General features: G+C 63.3%; 17 protein-coding genes. 6 read left to right on the top strand and 11 right to left on the bottom strand.

Annotated features, from left to right (window positions below; translation table 11 throughout):
* Positions 1–342 precede the first annotated feature (342 nt).
* Positions 343–1,746, top strand: coding sequence for an L-lactate MFS transporter (locus tag OKW28_RS12530; protein ID WP_429445906.1), 1,404 nt, complete (start codon positions 343–345; stop codon positions 1,744–1,746).
* 10 nt (positions 1,747–1,756) lie between these two features.
* On the top strand, positions 1,757–1,885 hold the full coding sequence (locus tag OKW28_RS12525) for an MFS transporter small subunit (RefSeq protein ID WP_429445904.1): 129 nt from the start codon (positions 1,757–1,759) through the stop codon (positions 1,883–1,885).
* Positions 1,886–1,959: 74 nt separating this feature from the next.
* Here the strand turns inward: OKW28_RS12525 and OKW28_RS12520 are convergent, their stop codons facing one another.
* The 3 genes from OKW28_RS12520 to OKW28_RS12510 form a co-directional block, all read right to left on the bottom strand.
* On the bottom strand, positions 1,960–2,994 hold the full coding sequence (locus tag OKW28_RS12520) for an SGNH/GDSL hydrolase family protein (protein WP_429445902.1): 1,035 nt from the start codon (positions 2,992–2,994) through the stop codon (positions 1,960–1,962).
* 131 nt (positions 2,995–3,125) lie between these two features.
* Positions 3,126–3,551 (bottom strand): DUF3830 family protein, encoded by a 426-nt coding sequence (locus OKW28_RS12515; protein WP_429445900.1) that lies wholly within the window; start codon positions 3,549–3,551, stop codon positions 3,126–3,128.
* A 300-nt stretch (positions 3,552–3,851) separates the two neighbouring features.
* Entirely contained in the window at positions 3,852–4,763 is a 912-nt protein-coding gene (locus OKW28_RS12510; protein WP_429445898.1) for a helix-turn-helix domain-containing protein, read from the bottom strand.
* A gap of 182 nt (positions 4,764–4,945) precedes the next feature.
* On the opposite strand from OKW28_RS12510, the gene OKW28_RS12505 reads away from it, so the two are divergent.
* A complete protein-coding gene (locus OKW28_RS12505) occupies positions 4,946–5,947 on the top strand; it encodes an autoinducer binding domain-containing protein (RefSeq protein WP_429445896.1) in 1,002 nt (333 codons plus the stop codon).
* A gap of 76 nt (positions 5,948–6,023) precedes the next feature.
* Here the strand turns inward: OKW28_RS12505 and OKW28_RS12500 are convergent, their stop codons facing one another.
* From OKW28_RS12500 to OKW28_RS12485, 4 genes are all read right to left on the bottom strand, one after another.
* Positions 6,024–6,785, bottom strand: coding sequence for an ABC transporter permease (locus OKW28_RS12500; RefSeq protein WP_184037297.1), 762 nt, complete (start codon positions 6,783–6,785; stop codon positions 6,024–6,026).
* Entirely contained in the window at positions 6,782–7,708 is a 927-nt protein-coding gene (locus OKW28_RS12495) for an ABC transporter ATP-binding protein (protein ID WP_429445894.1), read from the bottom strand. Before OKW28_RS12495 ends, OKW28_RS12500 begins: the two co-directional genes overlap by 4 nt.
* Positions 7,709–7,965: 257 nt before the next feature.
* The gene (locus OKW28_RS12490; RefSeq protein ID WP_429445892.1) at positions 7,966–9,660 is read right to left on the bottom strand and encodes a tannase/feruloyl esterase family alpha/beta hydrolase; all 1,695 of its coding nucleotides are present in this window, start codon (positions 9,658–9,660) and stop codon (positions 7,966–7,968) included.
* A complete protein-coding gene (locus OKW28_RS12485; RefSeq protein WP_429445890.1) occupies positions 9,657–10,772 on the bottom strand; it encodes an OpgC domain-containing protein in 1,116 nt (371 codons plus the stop codon). The genes OKW28_RS12490 and OKW28_RS12485 overlap by 4 nt, the downstream gene beginning before the upstream one ends.
* A gap of 384 nt (positions 10,773–11,156) precedes the next feature.
* Here OKW28_RS12485 and OKW28_RS12480 point away from each other — a divergent pair, with 384 nt between their 5' ends.
* A complete protein-coding gene (locus tag OKW28_RS12480) occupies positions 11,157–12,281 on the top strand; it encodes an acyltransferase family protein (RefSeq protein ID WP_429445888.1) in 1,125 nt (374 codons plus the stop codon).
* Between the two features lie 201 nt (positions 12,282–12,482).
* On the opposite strand, the gene OKW28_RS12475 is transcribed toward OKW28_RS12480, so the two are convergent.
* From OKW28_RS12475 to OKW28_RS12465, 3 genes are all read right to left on the bottom strand, one after another.
* Positions 12,483–14,381: an ATP-dependent metallopeptidase FtsH/Yme1/Tma family protein gene (locus OKW28_RS12475; RefSeq protein WP_429445886.1), complete on the bottom strand. Its 1,899-nt coding sequence runs from the start codon at positions 14,379–14,381 to the stop codon at positions 12,483–12,485.
* 587 nt (positions 14,382–14,968) lie between these two features.
* Complete coding sequence (locus OKW28_RS12470) at positions 14,969–15,295, bottom strand: hypothetical protein (protein ID WP_429445883.1); 327 nt, start codon at positions 15,293–15,295, stop codon at positions 14,969–14,971.
* A 53-nt stretch (positions 15,296–15,348) separates the two neighbouring features.
* Positions 15,349–15,636, bottom strand: a complete 288-nt coding sequence (locus tag OKW28_RS12465; protein WP_429445881.1) for a hypothetical protein — start codon at positions 15,634–15,636, stop codon at positions 15,349–15,351.
* A gap of 82 nt (positions 15,637–15,718) precedes the next feature.
* On the opposite strand from OKW28_RS12465, the gene OKW28_RS12460 reads away from it, so the two are divergent.
* Positions 15,719–16,567, top strand: a complete 849-nt coding sequence (locus tag OKW28_RS12460; RefSeq protein ID WP_429445879.1) for a shikimate dehydrogenase family protein — start codon at positions 15,719–15,721, stop codon at positions 16,565–16,567.
* Between the two features lie 128 nt (positions 16,568–16,695).
* Positions 16,696–17,319 (top strand): ABC transporter ATP-binding protein, encoded by a 624-nt coding sequence (locus tag OKW28_RS12455; protein ID WP_429445877.1) that lies wholly within the window; start codon positions 16,696–16,698, stop codon positions 17,317–17,319.
* Between the two features lie 48 nt (positions 17,320–17,367).
* Here OKW28_RS12455 and OKW28_RS12450 read toward each other — a convergent pair whose 3' ends face one another.
* Positions 17,368–18,375: a zinc-dependent alcohol dehydrogenase family protein gene (locus OKW28_RS12450; protein WP_429445875.1), complete on the bottom strand. Its 1,008-nt coding sequence runs from the start codon at positions 18,373–18,375 to the stop codon at positions 17,368–17,370.
* Positions 18,376–18,448: the final 73 nt, after the last annotated feature.

Here is an 18,448-nt window from a genome sequence, read left to right as displayed (position 1 = left end):
GTGCCGCGCGTCGTGCGCGTCTCGTTTATTGCTGACTTTGCATAGTGGCTCTAGTCGGAAGTACGAAGCAACCCGCCCGGAGCGTCCCACGATTTGCACGATCGCGTGAAGAATACCCGCGTTTCACCAGGTTCACACCTTATGTCCGCGCGCTTCATATTGCGAAGCCATCGTCCACGTCCTATTGTCGAGCCAGGCACGATTTTGGGTGCGTGGATCTGGCTCATATGAAATAAAAGTACATATAGCGATGACGCGACGACGTGCACAAGTTACACTCCGCCGCCTCAAGGTAAATGCACGAAGCGCCGATAAACAGAACAACTGTAAGGAGACCCACTAATGAGTAGCATCAGCGAGCCGGGCGGCCAACGAGGTTCAGCCCCATTTTTTTCCAAACAGGCCACCGTCGCACAGCCAGGCTTTTCGCGCTGGATGGTGCCCCCCGCGGCGCTCGCCGTGCATCTGTGCATCGGTCAGGCCTATGCGTTCTCGGTATTCAACGGACCGCTGACCAAAGTAATCGGGATCACGCAGTCCGCGCCCGATGACTGGTCGCTGACCGCGCTCGGCTGGATCTTTTCGCTCGCGATCGTGTTCCTCGGTTTGTCGGCGGCATTCGCGGGCAAATGGCTCGAACACGTCGGTCCGCGTCGCACCATGTTCACGGCAGCATGCTGTTTCGGTGGCGGGTTCCTGGTGTCCGCGCTCGGCGTCTACCTGCATCAGATCGTGCTGCTATATCTCGGTTACGGCGTGATCGGCGGGATCGGGCTGGGGCTCGGTTATGTGTCGCCGGTGTCGACGCTGATCCGCTGGTTCCCGGACCGCCGCGGCATGGCGACCGGCATGGCGATCATGGGCTTCGGTGGCGGCGCGATGATCGCGGCGCCGTTGTCGGTCGCGCTGATGAACCACTTTCATAGCGCAACGAGCGTGGGCGTCGCGGAGACCTTCGTCGTGCTCGGCATCGTCTACTTCATCTCGATGACGATCGGCGCGCTCGCGATCCGCGTGCCGCCCGCCGACTGGAAGCCGGCCGGCTGGACGCCGCCCGAAGTCACGCAGCACCGGCTGATCTCGCGCAACCACGTGCATATCGATCAGGCGTTGAAAACACCGCAGTTCTATCTGATCTGGTTCGTGCTGTTCCTGAACGTGACGGCCGGGATCGGCGTTCTCGGCCAGGCCTCGGTGATGATCCAGGAGAGCTTCAAGAACACCGTGACGGCGTCGGCTGCGGCCGGCTTCGTCGGATTGCTGTCGCTGTTCAATATGGGTGGACGTTTCGTGTGGTCGTCGGCATCGGACTGGATCGGTCGCAAGAACACCTACGCCATCTTCTTCATGCTCGGCGCGGTGCTCTACTACCTCGTGCCCAGCTTTGCCGCGAACGGACAGATCGCGCTGTTCGTGCTGACGTACTGCATCATCCTGTCCATGTACGGCGGCGGCTTCGCGACGGTGCCGGCCTATCTCGCCGACATGTTCGGTACGGCATTCGTCGGCGGCATTCATGGACGGCTCCTGACCGCGTGGGCGGCGGCGGGTGTAGCGGGTCCGGTGCTCGTCAATTACATCCGCGCATATGAACTCGCGAACGGTGTCGCCAAAGCGGACGCGTACACGATGACCGTGCACATCATGGCCGTGCTGCTCGTGATCGGCTTTATCTGCAACCTGCTGGTCAAGCGTGTGGATGAGAAGCACCACATGACCGATGCACAAGTCGCCAAGGGCGCATGAGGAGATCCGTATGTCGACCGTTCAAACCGTACATCCGACCAACAAGGTGATGCTTGCGGTGTTCTGGCTGTATGTGATGATTCCGCTTGCCTGGGGGGTGATCAATACGCTGACGCAGGCGATGAAGTTGTTCAAGTGATGACCTGATGGGGCGCGCACCCCGGCCTGGTTGAGGGGCGGGGTGCCGATAGCGCGCCCCGCCGTAGTATCCCCTCACCGCCCCAACCCACTACGCGCGATCTGCTGCTCGACGAACTGCGCAAACAACGCATGCATATGCGTCGTCGGATGCAAATCATCGGCGAACATGTAAGTCTGATCCGCATTGGCGCTCACATAGGTCGCCGGCGAACATAGCAGCGCGGTGTCATCGGGCGTTTTCTTCGGATCGCAGGCCTGCCCCGTATTCGACACGGTAAAGCCGTTCGCCTGAAAGCTTCCGATGACCTGATTCGTCCACGTGTACGAATCGACCTCGATCACCTTCGACTGCAGCCCATCGGTTTGCAACGCGGTGTTCAACGTAGCGTTGAAAAGCTGCGACAACTGCGTAAGGTTCGCGCCACCATCGGCCGAAGCGAGCCCCTTCGGCGACAGCCCGATATTCGGCAGATTGATCACCACCACATGCGCGCCGCCGTTCTGCACGATCTGCCCGACGAGCTGGGCGAGCGTCGTGGCCGCCGCCTGCACGATCGGCGCCGCGGCGGGCAGGTTGCCGGCGCGGAGCACATCGTTCGCGCCCACCCACACGAGCACGAGCTGATTGGCGTTGAAGCTGCCGTGAGCGCTCAGATAGCTCGACAGTTGCTGATTGACAGGCATTTCGATGTTGCCGATGACGTCGCTCAGATAGTCGTACTGGTTCGCCGGCGTCGCCACCGTCGAGCCGCCTTCCGCATAACCGAGGCCGCTCTGCGCACTCAGCTTATGCGTGAAATCGATCGTGAACGCGGCGCTGAGCGTATCGCCGTAGTATTGCGCGACCTGCTGGGCCCACACCTGGCCGGGATTGGTCGTGAAACGCCCGCCTCCCACCGCGCTTGCGAGCGGCGCATAAGTCCCGACGTCCGACAGGCTGTCGCCGAACGACACGACCTGCAGCTTGACGCCGCCAGCCGGCTCGGCCGCCGTGCTGCCGCCGCTACTCGACCCGCCGCTGCCATTACCGCCCCCGCCGCAAGCCGAGAGCAGCACGATCAACATGGCAAAAACTACAGCGCGGATCTTGTCATTTATGCCTCGCATTTGCTCCTCCTCGCCGGGCGGGCCAGCGGTGTCGAGTGCCTCACGTGCGTGGTCGGTGCCGGATCGGGACCTGACCGCACGCGGCTCTTCAAACAAGCATCGCGTATGCCCAGCAAGGAAATGCGGCCCGCTCAAAGCCTCTCGAACACCACCTCCTGGGCGCCTTCCCACAGCACCTTCGTGCCGAGCTCGCGCAGTTTTTCCTTGCCTTCGACGATCGTCAGAAAATGATTGCCCGCGAGTTGCCCCATCTTGCTCGCGAAGCAGCATGAGCCATATGCGAGGATGATCTCGGTCTCGCTATAGCCGCCCGGATAGAACAGGATGTCGCCGACCGATGGATGGCTCGTGTGATTCTCGAAGCCGACCGCGACGCCGTCGTTCTCGAGCTTGAATTCGCCGAGCGGCACCCAGCAGCCCTCACCGCTCCAGCGCACATGGATCAGCTTCTGCCGGTAGGGCAGCAGGTTCAGGAACGCGGCCACGGTCTGCGGCGCATCGGGATGGGTTTCGGCGATGAAGGTGTGGCCGCAGGCGGTCATCTTGAGTCGGGTCATGGCGCGTCATCCAGTGTGTGGGGTTCAAAGGCGGTTCGATTCTGTCGTCCTATGCAAGGTTTCGACAGATACAGTTATCGGCGCCGCGGTCAGTCCAGTTAGACCACGTCCGATCGCGGGCGGCCGGCCGAACCGCAAAGCCTTGCGCCACGTGCCATGCCAGTTTGCACCGCGCGCCGCCACGAAAGTTCGTAGTTTGCAAGCCGCGCAATGCAAAGCACACTGCGCAAGTGCGTGATTCCTACCGTAGAAAGGCGAGCCGTTACGGCGTGCGCAGGCAAGCATCAGCCGGCGTGCATCTCAAGCGCGCAGCCGGTAGGCGAGCGGCGTCGCACCATAGCCACGCTTGAACTGCACGGAGAAATGACTGGCATTCTCGAAGCCAACTTCGAGCGCGATTTGCAGGACGGTTCGATCCGTGGCGCGCAGCAGCCTCGCCGCTTCCTCGAGCCGCAAGCGCGTCACGAACTGATGCGGCGTCTCCCCGGTCTCGCGGCGAAACACCCGAGCAAAATGAAAACTGCTTAGGCCGGCCTGCTCGGCCAGTTCGGCGATCGCCAGATCTTCGGCGAGATTGGTGCGGATGTACTCGGTCACCCGGCGGATCCGGCGCGGCACCAGCCGTTCGGGCCGCGTCGCGTCGCCGCGCCGCGCGTCGTTGCCGCTCGAATAGTGCTGCAGCAGGTGCGCGGCGAGCGCGTGAGCCAGCGTATCGACATACAGACGCGAATCGGACGGATCGCGGGCGGCGCGATGCAGCGCGGCAAGCATCGCGGCGATCAGCGGATCGTTGAAGCGCATCGCGTCGCCGAGCGACAGTTCACGCGACGCGTCGAGCCCCATCTGTTGCGCGACGCTGTCGATCAAATCGCGCTCGATGTGCACGTGCAACGTAGACAACGGCTCGTCGCTGATCGAATGCCAGCGCCACGAGATCGGCGTGGGCGGCACGAACCACAGGTCGTTCACGCGCATATCGGCGCTTTCCCAAGCTCCGCCGAGGTTGCGTTCGAGATGCTCGGCGCCGCTCGCGAGCGTCATCAGCGTGAAGTCGCGCAAACCGGGCGCTTCGAGCAGGTCTTGCCGCACCGGCTCGAGATACGAGCGCAGCACCAGATGCCGCCACTCGCGATCCACGCTCGACACGAGTCGCTGGCCGGCCATGTAGCGGTCGTAGGCGAGCGTCGTCGTGAGCTTGGGAATTCGTGCCATCACATCCCCTCGAAGGAGGTGCCGTATGGAAGGAGAAACGCCGCCGTACCCGTATTGCCGGTCCACTGTCAGCGCAAGATCACAAAAATGATAGCAAGGAACCGGCTACCGACATTTCACGAAATCGCTAATCATTGAGGTTGTCGTCTTTCACGCGTTTAGAACGCCGGAGCTACCGTTTCATGGAACATGAATGCGATACGCTGCCGCAATGGCTGACCGGCTCGCCGCAAGGCGAAGCCGGGCACGCGTCGGCAGCACACCCGAGAGCGGCATCCGCCCAACCGGCTTACCCGGCCGGCGCGCGGCACGCCGCGAAATCAGCCCACGCGGCTGAAGCAGTGAAGATGTCTCCCCGCGCCGCGAATGGTGCGTGTCGCAGTGGCTTTCTGACTCTGTTCACCGAGGAAGAGATCGGCACGCCGTCGCCCGCGGCGCGGCGGGCCGCGCCGCTGATCGGTCCGCTCGGACGGTTCGGCAGCGCGCAGGACCGCATGGAGTTCGTGCGTCAGCGCATCAGGCAATTGGGCTTCGACTCGTTCAGCTATACCGCCACGCGCACGTCTTCGCATCACAAGACGATGTTCGTGTTGACGAGCTACGAGTCGCAGGCATGGCTCACGCGCTATTTCCGCGAGCGCTATTTCGAGCTCGACCCGCGCGTCGCGCTCGCGTCGCCGACCGGCATGCCGTTTCTGTGGAATACCGCCGACCTGCGCGCCGATCTGCCGCGCGCGCAGCTGCGCAGCGAGCGGCTCGGCGCGCTGATCGACATGCTGGAGGCGACCGGCCGCAAGAGCGGCATTCTCACGCAGATGCCGCTGCCGGAGCCGGAGCTGAGCGCGAGCCTGTGCTTCAATTCGGAGATCGGCAACCCGCGCTGGATGACCGAATCGATCGTCGCGGAAACGCTGATGTTCGCGCACTCGATTCATGAGTTCATCTGGATGCACGCGAAAAGCGTGATCGGCATCGCGCCCGCGCAGCAGCAGCGCGTCGTGCTCAGCAAGCTGCAGCACGCGGTGCTGAAGGCGGTCGTGCAGGGGCAGCGCGACAAGGAAATCGCGTATTTCCTTGGGCTGTCGCCGCATAACGTCGACTATCATCTGCGGCGCTTGCGGCAGCTGTTCAACGTGCGCAACCGCGTGCAGTTGATCAATGTCGCGCAGGCGTATCTGTCGTAGTCGGCGTCTCCGCGTATCGATGAAGAGGGCGCGACGGCTTTTCGCTGTCGCGCCCTCTGCTAATCGCGCGGTCTTATCAGCTTTTCAATCGATAGCCGGTCCTGAAGATCCAGCCGACGATCACGAGGAACACCGCGAGGAACAGCAGTGTCATGCCGAGACTCAGGCCGACGCCGACGTCGCCCAACTCGTAGAAACTCCAGCGAAATCCGCTGACCAGATAAACGATCGGATTGAACAGCGTGACGGCGCGCCAGAACGGCGGCAGCATGTCCACCGAATAGAAGGCGCCGCCGAGAAACGTGAGCGGCGTGACAATCAGGAGCGGCACCAGTTGCAGCTTCTCGAAGCTGTCCGCCCAGATGCCGATGATGAAGCCGAGCAGACTGAACGTGACGGCCGTCAGCACGAGAAACAGCACCATCCAGAATGGATGCATGATCTGCAACGGCACGAACAGCGCGGCGGTCGCGAGAATGATGAGCCCAAGCAGGATCGACTTGGTGGCCGCCGCGCCCACATAGCTGACGACGATCTCCAGATACGATACGGGCGCCGACAGCAGCTCGTAGATCGTGCCAGTGAAACGCGGGAAGTAAATCCCGAACGACGCGTTCGCGATGCTTTGCGACAGCAGCGACAACATGATCAGACCCGGCACGATGAACGCGCCGTAGCTGATGCCCTCCACTTCCTTGATACGCGAGCCGATCGCCGAGCCGAACACGACGAAGTACAGCGACGTGGAAATCACCGGCGCGATGATGCTTTGCATCAGCGTGCGCCACGTGCGCGCCATTTCGAACTTGTAGATCGCGCGCATTGCGTAGATGTTCATGGGTTCCCCCGCAGCAGACTGACGAAAATGTCTTCGAGCGAACTCTGCGTGGTGTGCAGGTCCTTGAAGCGGATACCGGCGTCGTCGAGCGATTTCAGCAGCGCGATGATGTCGGTGCGCCCGCCCTCGCCTTCATAGGTGTAGGTCAGTTCGTTGCCGCCGTTCGCGACCGCGAGCCCGTAGCCGGCGAGCGAAGCCGGCACCGTGTCGAGGGGGCTCTCCAGTTGCAGCGTCAACTGCTTCGTGCCGAGCTTGCGCATCAGCTCAGTCTTCTCTTCGACCAGCATGATTTCGCCCGCGTTGATCACGCCGATGCGGTCGGCCATCTCCTCGGCTTCGTCGATGTAATGCGTGGTCAGGATGATCGTCACGCCGCTCGTCGCGAGCGAGCGCACGAGCTTCCACATGTCGCGCCGCAGCTCGACGTCGACGCCGGCGGTCGGCTCGTCGAGAAACAGCACGCGCGGCTCGTGCGACAGCGCCTTCGCGATCAACACGCGCCGCTTCATGCCGCCCGACAGCGTGATGATCTTGTTGTTGCGCTTCTCCCATAGCGACAGGTCGCGCAGCACTTTCTCGATGTAAGCGGGGTTCTTCGGCTTGCCGAACAGGCCGCGGCTGAACGACACGGTGGCCCAGACCGTTTCGAACGCGTCCGCGGTCAACTCCTGCGGCACGAGGCCGATCAGCGAGCGGGCCGCGCGATAGTTGGAGCCGATGTCGTGGCCATCCACCGTCACGCCGCCTTCGCTCGCGTTGACGATGCCGCAGACGATGCTGATCAGCGTGGTCTTGCCCGCGCCGTTCGGCCCGAGCAGCGCGAAGATTTCTCCACGGTGGATCGCCAGATTGATGTTCTTCAGTGCCTGAAAACCGCTGGCGTAGGTTTTCGACAGATTCGTGACCGAAACGATTGGCTGCATGGACTCGATGATGGCCGACACCGCTGTTGAATGAGAGGAAACGGCGCGAAGGAACGCGCCGCATCCGCAATGTAATGGAAAGTGCGAAAGCGTGCAGCGCACGCGAGCGGACGAACAGATCGTGCGGTTGCGGGCGCTACGTGCGCGAAAAGGCGGTGGCGCTCGGGCTCTCGGCTCGTCGGGCGTGAGCCCCGGCTCGGTCCGCACGCTTTCTTGCGCGGCTCGCCGGTCAAACAGGCGCTGCGACAACTCAGACCTCAGGGCTGCGCACAGACAAAACTACTCGCCAGATTTACATTGCCTCGGCCGAGATAGCGCGGAAACCCGGGATAGCGGCACAGCGGTCGCGAGCGTCCATTCGTCGCCACGGCGAGATCTGTGGCCATCAGCGTTTCGGGTGCGACGCCGCGCGTGACCCACGCGTCGAGCGCGCCGAGCAGATCGACCGATGGAATGAACACGCCGTTGCCATGCTGAAACCCCGGCACCATGTACAGCCGCATGAAGCGATCGACCTCGTCCTTGCCGAAACGCGCGACTAGCGCGTCGTGATATGCGATCGTCTGGTTCGGGCTGATCACTTCATCGGCGAGACCCTGCAGCGTGATCAGCTTGCCGCCGTGCGCGATGTAACGCGACAGGTCGGGGTTCATCGCGCCGATCGTGCCCGACAGCGCGATCAGTTGCGCGCGATATTTGCCGGGGCGTTGCGGATCGAACGTCAACGAATCGAAGTCCGCGTCGCGCGCGACGAAGTAGCGCAGATAGCCGTCGCCTTGCGCGAACAGATAACCGTTTGCATAGAACGTCGGTACCGGTTGACGCCGCGGCTGATGCGCGAGCCCGAGTGCGCCGGTCAGTTGCGTGCCCTGGAACACGTTGTAGCCGCGATAGCCGCTCACCTCCCACGCGAGCCGATACGGCAGCGACAGCCCGTCGCGCATCGCCAGCAAGGTGGCCAGTTGTGCGTCGGTCAGACACACATCGTCAGATGAAGGGCGCAGCGCGCAACGCAGCGAATCGACAATTTGCGCTTCGTGCGCGCGACATGCTTCGACGTCGCTGACGATGCCGTCCGCCATGCCGTCGAGCCGGTCGCATACCTCGAGCGTGCGTTGATAAACGCGTTCGAGCAGCGCCGGCGGCACGAAGCCGCCCGGCGTACCGTACTCGGCCTGGCCGAGCTTCACGCCGATCAGCCGCACGCCGGAAAAATTCAGCGCGGGCGCATTGGCGATTACGCCGTCGTAGTCGTCGGGGAAGCGCTGCATCACCGTGTAGCCTTCGCGGCCCCCCGTCGAGCCGCCGGCAAAATACATGCGCTGCGGCGGCCTGCCGTACGCGTGCGCGATCAACGCGAGCGCGACGTCATGGGTTTTCTTCAGATGTGCGTAGCCGAAGTTCGTCACCGCTTCATCGACGAGACCAAACTCCGCGAGCGACGAATCGCCGACATGCCCCGAGTCGTCACCGAACGTCGCGTAGCCTTGCGCGAGCGGCGCGCGATCCGGCGAGAACGGCATCACGCCGGTGCCGCTGACAACCACGCCGTTGTACCCGCCGCCGCCGATCTGCAACGCACGGCCATTCCAACGACGCGGCAGATTCAGATCGAAGCGGATGTCGGGCGTCGTCCGATTCAGCGCCTTGATGCGGCCCGTGATGCGGCAATACTCGCCGCCTTGCTGATTTCCCGGCGCGGTCGCGCCGATCATCGCCGCGCTTTCGATCAGCGCGCCGGCCGTCGGCATCTCGATCAATTCGGGCGACAGCACCGCGCCCGCGAACTCCGCGCAGTGCATCGCGAACGGTGTCTCTTTGGCCTGCGCGGCCGTGCGATGCATCGCGAGCCACGCGAGCACGACGACGCTCATCACGGTTGCGAGTCCAACGAGCTTGCGCGTAGTGCGCATCGTGGTCGTGATGCGCCCGCGGCGCTCGCGTCGTGTCATCCGCAACCCGCGCCATTCGCCTGTGCGCCCGACTGCTGCCCTTTCCAGCCGCTCCAGCCGCGCGCGATCATCAGCAGCGCGCCGATCGCCGCGAGGTCGCCGCCGAGCCCGACCAGCACCGCGCGAAAACCGTGAAACGTGTGCGGTGTCGCCGTGTCGATGATCAACGACACCAGCGTGCCGGTCACGAAGCACACGAGTCCGGTGCGCCCCACCGTCACGACGGCGGGCAGCCGCCTCGCTAGCCACGCGATACTGCCCATCCGCACGAACTGGGCGGCGAGCCACGCGATGACGATGAAATTGATCACACGTTCCACTGAAAGATTCTGCTTGTGCGTGCCGGGCAAAGGCTGCGTCAGCACGAAAAGTTTGACCATCGCGAAGCCAAGCAACGCGACCACCGCGACGCGCGTGAGCCACTGCGCGGCATAGCTCGCATGAAAACGTTCGCTGATCGGCTGGACGCGGCACAGCATACCGAGCACGAACATCAGTTGCCACGCAAACGGATTAAAAGCCCAGTCGGCGACGGCGTCAATGCTGAATAACGCGGCGAGCGGCCGCGCGACGGCCCACACCGCGACGCTCACCGCGAGCGCGAGCGATGCAGAGCGGCGCGCGAGCGGCATCATCATGGGCACGCATAGCGCGAATAGCACGTACATCGGCAGCACGCTGGACAGATACGGTTGCCGGCGCAACAGCGCGATATCGAATGCTTGACGCCATGGCTGCAACGCGAACGGCGGCCAGCCGGTCATTTCTACCATCGGCCGATTCAGATCGAGCAGCGCGAGAATCGCGCCGGACACGAGCGTCAGCATCGCCGTCAACAGATACGCGCGATAGATCTCCCCGCAGCGTTTGACGAAGCGCAGCTGCGCCGCGTGTTCGCCGCGATGCGCAAGCACCGCCGTATACGCCGCCGCCGATGCATAGCCGCCGAGAAATACGAACACCTCGGCCGAATCGCACAACGCGTACGCGTGCAGCATCAGGTGCGATAGCGTGCTGCCGGGAATGTGATCGAGCACGATGACGATCAGCACGATACCGCGAAAGAAATCGACTTCGACCGATCGTCCACGGCCACGGCCCGGGGTTTCCATTCGTCTTCTCGAAGAATGCGCGCTGGCGGCACGCAAGAACGTTAATGGCCACGCATCAGCGTGCCAACCTGTGCGAACGACAAAAGACTCGATCGTTCAATGCATCACCTATGACGCAGGCGAAGGCGCTGACGATCCGCCTCTAATGTTCGCTTTCACAACGGCTTTCTGAAATGGAGTCGTTGGCGACTGGTAATACTCGGCGCGTCTTTAGCGAACACGCGGAAAGTTTTGCGGTTTTTCATGCGCGAAACAGGGACACCCGTCTTCATGGATGGACGCGAGCCTCGAAAATAAATCATCGAACGCGCGCTGCGATTTTTTTCGCATTTTTTCCCCGTACGATGTTTTCGTGCTTTTCCGCCGCTTTGCGAATAGAGGTTTATGAAAAACAGAATTGCCGGATTCGATGGATTGCGCGCGATCGCTGTGCTGATGGTGTTTCTGCAGCATCGACTCTTCGGCGACATCGGCGAAATCGGGCATCTCGGCGTGTGGATCTTCTTTGCGCTGAGCGGCTTTCTGATCATCGGCATCCTGTCGTCGCGGCGCGCGCGCATCGAAGAGGGCGACAGCTGTTTCCGCACCGAACTCGGGCGCTTTCTGTTTCGTCGCACGGTGCGCATCTTTCCGATCTATTACCTGATGCTCGTCGTGATGTGCGTGCTGATGGCATTCGGCCTCGCGAATCCGGAACTGGCGAGCGGCATGCCGTTTCACTTCGCGTATCTGTCCAACTTCTGGATCGGCTCGGTGCTGCGTTACTGGCCGGGCCGCTATTCGCACTTGTGGAGCCTCGCGATCGAGGAGCAGTTCTATCTCGTCGTTGCGCCGTTTTTGCTGCTGCTCGCGACGCGGCGACATCGAGCGGCATGTTGGGCGATCGTGGCGCTCGGCCTTGCCGCGCTGTTCGCGATGCGCGCCGCGCACTGGGATGAGATCACGATTTATACGCACCCGTTGAGCAATGTCTGGTTGCTCGCGTTGGGCGGCATCGGTGGTCTGGTGATCGAGGACGATCGCGGCCGCGTGCGTGCCTGGCTCGGTCATGGCCTGACGCTGTTCGCGCTGAGTCTGGTCGTGATCGGCTTGTGCGCGGCCGAGCCGAGGTGGAACATGCTCGACGATCCCTTGCTGTTTACCGCGATCAGCGCAACGTACGGGATCGGTATCGCGGCGCTGGTGGCTTCGATCGCGTGTTGCCGCAATGCTGCCGTGATGGGTCTGCTACAGACGCGTTGGCTCGCCGGTCTTGGGCGTATCAGTTACGGCTTCTATCTGTATCACAACCTGATCCCCGATCTGACGCGTAACCGTCACGCCGAGGCGTTGTTTGGCGGCAGCGTGCCGATGTGGGCACATACGCTTGGCATCGTCGCGTCGTTTGCGATTTCGCTTGGCATTGCGGTGCTGTCGTGGCGGTTGATCGAGGCGCCGATTTTGCGAGTGAAGACGCGCGGCGAATCGGTATTGAAAGGAGAGGAGAACGTCGCTTCCGACGTAGCCTGAAAGATCGAACCGGGTCGCCGATCTATCCGGCTACACGCCTCACGCTATCATTCGGCCTCACCACCCGGTCGCCCCTCATCTGACGCACTCCACGGGACCGAACCGGCCAAACGAAAGAAGAACACGATGCGCGAGGCGCTTTCCCGCGATGCCGACCGACCCGGGATCGTCGGTCTTCGCGTAGCGCATCATCAGCGCCCGTCAAGCCGCCGCAGGCTCGTGCACGATCTTCAGCGTGCTCTTGTGCTCGGCGATGAACCGATAAACGGTGTCCCCGGGTACGGTCTCGTGCTCGAGCAACTGGTCCGAAATGTCGCGCAGTACCGGCTCGTACGCGTGCAGTAGCCCGTAGCAAAGTTCGTTGAGCTCCTTGAGCAGCACGTTCGCATGCTCGATTGCGCTCTTCATTTGCAGGCCCGCGTACTGCGACGGCAGCGCCGCGAGACTGAACAGATCGCCGTCGCTGTTGAAGCCGAACTTCGACACCATGTCGAGGCTGATACGCGAGGCCTCCTGCAAGTCCGATGCGGCGCCGCTCGATGCTTCGGAGAACATCAGAATCTCCGCGTTGCGTCCGCCGAGCAGCACCTGGATCTCGTTGCGGATTTCCGTTTCGCGGTATAGGTGCTTGTCCTGCGCCTTCGTGATCAGCGCGACGCCAAGCGCGCCGCCACGCGGCAGAATCGTCACTTCCTCGAGCACGCCGGTGCCAAGCAGCGCGGCGACCAGACCGTGACCCGCCTCATGCACCGCGATGCGCTTGCGCTCGTCCTCGGTGAGCGCGCGCTCGGCGCCGCTCACGTCGCCGATGCGCGCGATCTTGATCGCTTCCATGAAGTGCTTCGCGGCGATTTCGTTATCGCCCGCCTTGCGCGCGATCAGCCCCGCCTGATTCACGACCATCGCGACGGTGGCCGGTGACAGTCCAGTCGTCAAACGCGCGAGCTGGTCGTAGTCGATATCCGCCGCTTTCGACTTCAGCCGCTGCGCGTAGAAACGGAAAATCTTGGCGCGGTCTTCGCGATCCGGCAGACGCACCTGCACCGTGCGATCGAAACGGCCGGGGCGGCGCAATGCTTCGTCCAGATTGTCGGGATGGTTGGTCGCGGCCACGACGATCACGCCCTCGTTCGACTCGAAGCCGTCCATCTCCGCGAGCAGCTGGTTGATGATCCGGTTGCTTTCGGCTTCGACCGGACCACCGCCGGTGTCGGTTCGTTTCGCGAGACCGTCCGCTTCGTCGATGAAGATGACCGTCGGCGCGTTCTTGCGCGCGAGTTCGAACAGGTGCCGCACCTTCTGGATACCGACACCGTAGTACTTCGCGCTGAAATAGCTGCCCGTGATCGAAATGAAGTTCGCGCCGCATTCGCCGGCCAGCGCCTGCGCGAGCCGCGTCTTGCCGACGCCGGGCGCGCCGACCATCAGGATGCCGCACGGCGCGCGCACGCCCAGCGACGAGAACTGCTTCGGATCGGACAGGTAACCGCGAATGTCGGCGAGCGCGGCCTTCGCTTCGTTCGCGCCGATCACGTCGTCGAAACGCAGCGTCGGTGTTTCGCTGAGCAGCTTCGCGCCGCCCTTCATCTCGCGTCGCATGAACCACGCCATGCCGCCGATCAGCGCGAGCGGCAGCAGCACGCTCAGCGCGTCGCGGAACTGTTCGAACAGCTGGGTCCAGCGTGCGCCGTCGCTGTGGATGTCGACGTCGGGCAGCCATACGAGCTGATACGCGGCGGCGTCGGAGCGCTCGCCAAGCAGCAGCGCGTGCGAGAAGGTTGCGTTGTGATCGGTGACGAAGTACTTCGAGCCGTCACGCAGCGACACCAGAATCGCGTTGGGACTCACGCCGATCGCCGCGACGTTGGTGTCGTGAATGTCGCGCAGCATCGTCGACGCATCCTTCTCCGCATGCGTCCACGCGGATGCATCGTGGCGCATCTGGCTCGCAATGCCGCTCAGCGCAGGCGCCTGCGGCTCGGCGCGATGCTGGATATGCCAGACGCCCCAACCGACCAACACCGCGATCAGCACCGCCACAGCCGCCACCGCAATTTTGCGTGCGCGCTTTTTCCCAAGCGAATTATTTCCCGGCTTCATGAGTCATTTCCAAAATGCGGACTTGAACAAGCCCTTACTTAATCAAGCTCTCTGTCGAACTTACCTGTCGAAATCGGAAGGCGGAGTCTGCGGAAAATCGGCTGGGGGCGAAGCGCCACACGGCGAGGCTCAAAGGACAATTCAGAAGGAGGACGATCTGTGCCCCGGTGAGCCGCGTTAGCCGAAGGCAGTATTGCCGGCGGTACGAGTCTGTCAAAGCCGCGGAAAAGGCCTATTTGTACCGTCTATCCGGCCATCGACACGCCGGAAGGGAACGCGGCAAGCGCGCGCAGGGCGTCGCCGCCTTGGGCACACAGTTTATCAGCGTAAAAAGCGGCGCGTGTTTTTAAATGTCTATATCTAACCGCTCCCCAATTAAAATCCGTCAGAATTACTGACAAAGGCGCAATTTAGACAGACCTGAATGATCTGAAAAATAGGCCACGATTAAGTCAGGATTTTGGAATCAGCTGGGCAATACCGGCGGATGAGCGACGGGTCTCTGTGGACCCGTTCGCGTCATCGTCACTTTTCTCTCAGGTTCTGCTTTTTGGGTGCCGGCGCCGAGCGGCATCGACGGTTCTTTCCTACGCAGCACTTCTTTCGGTCTTCGCGGACGACCCCGACCTCTCAGGCCGCCGTGCGCCGCTGGCCCGAGCCTGCAAGCGCAACATGTCGCGCAGCTTCGCGATGCGCGTGCGCTGATTCTGGATCAGATGATGCGTGTCCTCGAGCGCGCGAATACGCCGCTCCCAATAGACGTGGTCGAGTTCACCGGATTGCGCGGCGCCCTTGCGCGTCACGAAGCCAAGCACACTCTCGAGATGCTGCAAGTGGCCATCCGCGACATCCGCGAATCTGGCCGGAAGCCGCCCGCCGCGTTGCGCGGCTGCTTGCCTGTTGGTGAGGCTCATCTTCGCTCTCCCGCGTCCTGCCTGTTGGCCTGATGACTTCGCCGCATCGATCGCTAAAGTCGAAAGCGATCTGCAATCTGACCGTTTGACCATAGCGCAGTTTTTGGATGCGGCTTGACCGTGCGTCTCAAAATAGGGCGCGGGCGTGAGAAATGCCGACTGATATGGCCCGTCTTTGCGTGCTGAAACAGCTCGTCGCGCGGGATTGCCGCACTCGCATCGCGGCGACGAGGCGTGATGCCGGGCCCAAGGTAGACACCACCCATCACCGATTTTTCGTTCTGCTGCCCGTTCTGACTCAGCGTGATGCCGTCGATCGCGCCGCTTGCATTCGTGCGCAACGCTTCGAGCCGACTACAGGCAACACATGGCGCCCGCCATCGGGCACGATGCATAGGGGCACCCATTTCAGGAGATTCGACCATGCAGCGGGCTGAAACCCCTTCGTTCGCGGCGTCGCTCGACGCGGGTCTGAGCGGCGCGACGCGCGTGTATTTCATCGTCGGCGATCCGATTGCGCAGGTGCGCTCGCCGTCCGGCGTGACCGCCGCGTTGCGTTCGGCCGGCCGCGATGCGCTGGTGGTCCCCGCGCACGTCGCGCCAGCCGATCTGCCGGCTTTTTTCGCGGGCATCGCGCCGATGCGCAACGTCGACGGCGTGATCATCACGGTGCCGCACAAATTCACCGCGGCGAGCTATTGCGCGACGCTCGCCGAAGAAGCCGCGTTCCTTGGCGCGGTCAACACGCTGCGCCGCAACGCCGATGGCGGCTGGCATGGCGGCATGTTCGACGGCACCGGCTTCGTTGCGGCGCTCGTCGCGGCGGGCTGCGAACTACAGGGCAAGCGAGCGCTGCTGGTCGGCGCGGGCGGCGCGGGCTCGGCGATCGGCCATGCGCTGATTCAGCGCGGCGTCGGCTCGCTCGACGTGCGCGACAACGACGTCGAACGCACCGGCTCGCTGACCGCACGGCTCAATGCGCTCGGCCGAGGCACGGCGCGCGGTGCGGCGGCCGACCTCGACCCGAGTCCGTATGACGTGGTCGTCAACGCGTCGCCGCTCGGCATGCGCGCGGGCGATTCGTTGCCGATCGACGTCGCGCGCTTGCCGGCCACGACTTTTGTCGGCGATGTCGTAACGAAACCGCCACTTACGCCGCTGATCGAAGCGGCACGCGCGCGCGGTTGCCCGACCGTGACGGGCACGCAGATGTTCGAACGCGTGTGTGATCGGATGGTGGAGTTCTTGCTGGAGACGCCGACGTCTGCGTAACGGCGCGAAGGAACCAGGCGCGCGCTGCTACACTGGCGCGAAATTGCCGTGCCGAAGATCCCGCACGGCATGCACGAGGCGTGACGCAATCCTGCGCCGCGTTCACATCGCCCTCTGCGCGCCAACCCATGCTTCGATTCGACAACCTCAGCAAGCGATATAGCGACCGCGTCCTGTTCGAAGGACTGCACTTCGACGCGACGTCCGGCTGCGTCGCGTTGAACGATGAATCCGGCAGCGGCAAATCGACGTTGCTCGCCATCCTCGCCGGCGCGCTCGAACCCGACACCGGCGACGTATGGCTCGGCGGTCGTTCGCTGCGCGCCGCGCCGCATGCCGCGCAAGCGCTGCTCACATATGTGCCGGAAGACAGCATGAGCTGGCCCGATCAGACCGGCCGCGATTATCTGCGGCAGGTTGCGGCGGCGCGGCACACCGCGCTGACCGACGACGTGCTCGCGCTCGCCGAACGCTTCGGCCTCGCGCCGCATCTGGACAAACGTTTCGAGCAGATGTCGTATGGCAGCCGCAAAAAGGTGTTTCTGACGGCGGCCGCGCTCGGCGAAACCCGCGTGCTGATCGCCGACGAACCGGCCGGCGGACTCGACGCGTCAGCGCGCGCGGTGCTCGCCGAGCTGTTCAGAACGCTCGGCACGACGCGCACGCTGTTTTTCACGAGTTACGACGAAGGGTTCACGCAGGCCTGCGAGGCGACGGGTGTCTGTTTCGCGGACCTCGCGAGGGGCATTTGAGCTAGAGCGATCCCGGGGTCATGCGGATCGGGCGCGAGCGTTGAATCCTCAGATCGCCACACAAATCTTGCCGAAGTGCGCACCCGATGCCTCATGCCGGAACGCGTCGGCGAGCTTGTCCAGCGCGAACGTGCTGTCGATCACCGGCTTGATGCCCGTGGTCTCCAGCGCGCGCACCATGTCGATCTGATCCTGCCGGCTGCCGACGATCAGCCCTTGCAGACGCTGTTGCCGCGCCATCAGATGCGCGGTCGGCACCGGACCCGCGCGGCCGGTCAGCACACCGATCAGCGCGATGTGCCCGCCGATGCGGCATGCGGTGATCGACTGCGGCAATGTGCCGGGACCACCCACCTCGACCACGTGATCGACGCCGCGCCCGTTGGTGATGTGCCGCACTTCTTTGCCCCACTCGGGATTGTCGCGATAGTTGATCGTATGGTCGGCACCCAGTTCGCGCAGCTTCGCGAGCTTCGCATTCGACGACGACGTCGCGATCACCGACGCCCCCATCACCTTCGCCATCTGCAAGCCGAAGATCGACACGCCGCCGGTGCCGAGCACGAGCACGCTGCTGCCTGCCTTCAACTGACCATCGACGACCAGCGCGCGCCACGCGGTCAGCCCCGCCGTGGTCAGCGTCGCCGCTTCGGCGTGGCTGTAGCCGGCCGGCGCGCGCGTGAAGTAGTGGCTCGGCAGCACGACGACTTCGCGCGCGTAGCCGTCGACGCCGTCGCCGGGGGTGGTCGCAAAATCGCCGATCGCGGGCGAACCGTTTTCCCAGTGTGGGAAGAAGCAAGACACGACGTGATCGCCGGCCTTGAATTCGCGCACGCCTGCGCCGACCGCTTCGACGACGCCCGCGCCATCGGCCATCGGGATGCGGCCCGCTTCGGCCGGCAGATTGCCGCAGACGACGCCGTAGTCGTGGTAGTTCAACGAACTGGCGCGAATGCGCACGCGAATCTGCCCGGCCTCGGGCTGACCGGGATCGGCGAGATCGACGACCTGCAGGCTATCGACTGTGGCGGGTGAACCGATTCTGACGGCTTTCATGTTTTCGATCCTTGGTGAGTGGTGCGCTGCCGTGAACAGCTCGATGTCCACGCGCGATGCGCGTCGGATGTGC

The organism is Paraburkholderia sp. 40 (genome assembly GCF_050434105.1).
GTDB lineage: Bacteria > Pseudomonadota > Gammaproteobacteria > Burkholderiales > Burkholderiaceae > Paraburkholderia > Paraburkholderia tuberum.
This window is presented reverse-complemented; position numbering and strand designations above follow the sequence as displayed.